The sequence below is a fragment of the Anaerosporobacter sp. genome, assembly GCF_965301125.1.
Genome location: NZ_CBDLAM010000307.1, coordinates 1 through 1,946 on the forward strand (window position 1 = coordinate 1; position 1,946 = coordinate 1,946).

Genomic DNA, 1,946 nt, shown 5'->3' on the forward strand with positions numbered 1-1,946 from the left:
AATTCTGGAGTTGGAAGTAAGGGTGGCTTAGAAACATCATTTGTTGACAATATAACAGATATACTGAAAAAAGAAGGTCTGACTTTGGATGAGTTTAATGAGTTGCGATTACGAGATGTATCAACTTTGACGGAGGTAGAGAAGGCAACATTAAAAGCAATACGAGAGAGTGTTCCAATGCCTGATGCAGATACATTAATGCAGAAGGTAATTCCTGCAAGTGATATAGCAAAATATATGGATGGTACATATACTCAAGTTGGAGGTTTTGTAACCACAGTTGATGATGTAAAGCAATTGAAAAATTATGATGATATTTACAATAGCTTGAGATTGGATTATCCTGATACAGCATATAGTATTGCTTCAGATGATTCACTTGCTGTTATTCGATATACTACGAGTGAAACAGCAAAGATTGATATTCCGTTTAGTTCAGAATTTGGTGGTGTTACAACTGGTGAAGCACCATTTACAGGCAATGGATTTACAAAGGCAACAAATGGGCAAATAATACCAGAGTTTAAGTGTTCTAGTCTAACTAAGATAGATGATGGAGCACAATTAATTGAAATTGGAAAAGATGGTATGGAGACAGTAATAGCTATCTATGATGTAGATTTTGGTAGATTTATCTCAGTAGACTAATAGGAGGAAGTATGAGAAATACTACATTTGCTATTTATAATGGAATTGAATATTCGGCTGGAATTAAAGCAGACGGAAGCATTGTATTACGCTCAAATAATATTTGTGATGAAAGCAAAGGATTTTTTGAAAAAAGGATTGGAAATAACAGCGTATACATAAAATATGTTCAAAGGAATGAGGTAGAAGAAATATATGATAAGAGGTTTTGGGCAACGTATAAAGGATATAAATTTGAGGTAGTAGATGAAAATGCAGAACAAATATCAATAATAATTATGGTTGGAGATTATAGTGATTGGCTTCAATTAGGGATGAAACCAATTGACAAAGGTGTGTATCAAAAATGGATAGATAGGGATGAAGCAGAAATAGAAATTGTGAAAGAACCATTGTAATTTGTAATTGTTTAAATTATCAGCGGTGCTTTATACTTGAAATTCGGGAGAATATGGACAGCAAGTATATACTAATGAATTAGAGGAAGGTGGAATTCCGTTAGATGGAATACTTTATGAAAGATATCCGAGTGGATCATTGAATTATTATAGCTATTACAACAATGGTATTCCAAACGGACAGCGCATGAGGTTTTATGAATCAGGTAAATTAAAGAGCTATTGTATTATGGATAAAGGAACAATCGATGGGGAACATATTCAGTGGTATAAAAATGGGAATGTAAAACTAAAAGAGTTTTGTCAATATGGATTTGTTCTAAAAATGCAAGAATTTGATGAGAATGGAAATATTAAAAAAGAAAAAAAGGAATTGGGTAAAGATGAGAAAAGTATTTATGAAAAGCGAGTAGCATATTATGAAGGAAAAAGATGATAAGTGATATTGAACGAGGGTAAATTAATTTTCAGTTTTAATTGCAAAAGAAAATTAATTTACTAAATAGTATCGATAATTTGCTATATGGAAAAATTACATATATGTTGGATGATGCTATCAGTGTAAAGTTACCAACAGATTTTCCTACCATAGATAATGCACCATATACAGGAAGAGGTTTTACTGGAAGTAAAAATATTGTTCTTCCGGAACTGATACAAAGCAATAGAAATTTTGTTGATGAAGATATTCTTGGAATATATTGCAGCGACACTGGAAAACTGGCACAAAAGTTTATTTATGATTCAGATTTTGGCTGGATTTTACAATAGGAGAGGATGATGGCTGATATGTATTGTGAATACAAAGGGATAAAATATAAAATCAAAAAAAGGGATGGCGAATTTCTTATAACATCAACGGAAAAAAAAGAGGGATTCTTAAATTATATAGATATTGTA

General features: G+C 31.8%; 3 protein-coding genes and 1 pseudogene. All 4 read left to right on the top strand.

What is annotated here, in order from left to right; all coding sequences use genetic code 11:
• Nucleotides 1–648: pseudogene (locus tag ACW2QF_RS19125) on the top strand (hypothetical protein); the annotation flags it as partial.
• A gap of 11 nt (nt 649–659) precedes the next feature.
• Nucleotides 660–1,046, top strand: coding sequence for a hypothetical protein (locus ACW2QF_RS19130; RefSeq protein ID WP_455717613.1), 387 nt, complete (start codon nt 660–662; stop codon nt 1,044–1,046).
• 229 nt (nt 1,047–1,275) lie between these two features.
• Nucleotides 1,276–1,482: a hypothetical protein gene (locus tag ACW2QF_RS19135; RefSeq protein WP_455717614.1), complete on the top strand. Its 207-nt coding sequence runs from the start codon at nt 1,276–1,278 to the stop codon at nt 1,480–1,482.
• A 104-nt stretch (nt 1,483–1,586) separates the two neighbouring features.
• Complete coding sequence (locus ACW2QF_RS19140) at nt 1,587–1,817, top strand: hypothetical protein (protein WP_455717615.1); 231 nt, start codon at nt 1,587–1,589, stop codon at nt 1,815–1,817.
• Nucleotides 1,818–1,946: the final 129 nt, after the last annotated feature.

Coding starts and splice junctions, on each gene's coding strand:
- ACW2QF_RS19140 (WP_455717615.1), top strand. CDS start 1,587: ATGTTGGATGATGCTATCAGTGTAAAGTTACCAACAGATTTTCCTACC.
- ACW2QF_RS19135 (WP_455717614.1), top strand. CDS start 1,276: ATGGATAAAGGAACAATCGATGGGGAACATATTCAGTGGTATAAAAAT.
- ACW2QF_RS19130 (WP_455717613.1), top strand. CDS start 660: ATGAGAAATACTACATTTGCTATTTATAATGGAATTGAATATTCGGCT.